The sequence below is a fragment of the Caenispirillum bisanense genome (assembly GCF_039523075.1).
GTDB lineage: Bacteria > Pseudomonadota > Alphaproteobacteria > Rhodospirillales > Rhodospirillaceae > Caenispirillum > Caenispirillum bisanense.
The window spans coordinates 62,200-62,903 of the sequence record NZ_BAAAEP010000028.1 but is presented as its reverse complement, the minus strand read 5'-3'; the positions used below and the strand labels follow the sequence as shown (position 1 = coordinate 62,903).

General features: G+C 80.4%; 1 pseudogene. It reads left to right on the top strand.

The window, feature by feature from the left end:
* Nucleotides 1-21: 21 nt before the first annotated feature.
* Nucleotides 22-704: pseudogene (locus tag ABD056_RS22920) on the top strand (ribonuclease E/G); the annotation flags it as partial.

Here is a 704-nt window from a genome sequence, read left to right as displayed (position 1 = left end):
CCAGCACGTCGGGCGGCGGCGCTGGCGGCCTGTCCGGCGCCGGCGGAGATCCTGTTCGACCACCGGCCGGCGCTGACCGCCGCCCGTGCCGCCCATCCCGCCCACGCCGCCGTCATGGCGGTGGAGGAGCGCGACCTGTTCGCCCACGAGGGCATCGACGAGGCCATCGAGGCGGCGCTGCTGCCGGAGGTGCCGCTGCCCGGCGGCGCCCGCCTGATCATCGAACCGACCGCCGCCCTGGTGGCCGTGGACGTCGGCGCCGGCCCGCTCGCACCCGCCGAGGCCAATGGGGCGCCGGCGGCGGCGGGGGTCGGCCAGCTGGACCTGCGCGGCCTGGCCGGCCAGATCGTCTGCGACTTCGTGCCTGACCCCCGCGACAAGGCCCGCCGCCAGCTGCTGGAGGGCCTGCGGCGACGGCTTGCGGCGGCGGTGCTGCCGACCCATCTTGCCGGCGTCTCGCCCCTTGGGCTGGTGGAACTGCGCCGCGACCGCGGCCCGGTGCCGCTGGCCGACCTGCTGGGCGATGGTCGCGGCGGCCTGTCCGCCGTCTCGGTCGCCCTGGCGGCGCTGCGGCGGGCGGTGTGGCAGGCGCGGGCGCAGCCGGCCGGCGGGCCGCTTGCCCTGGAGGCGCCGGCCGCCGTCGTCACCGCCCTGCGCGGCCCGCTGGCGCCGGGGCCCCCCCCGGCCCCGGGCCCCCCCTTCCC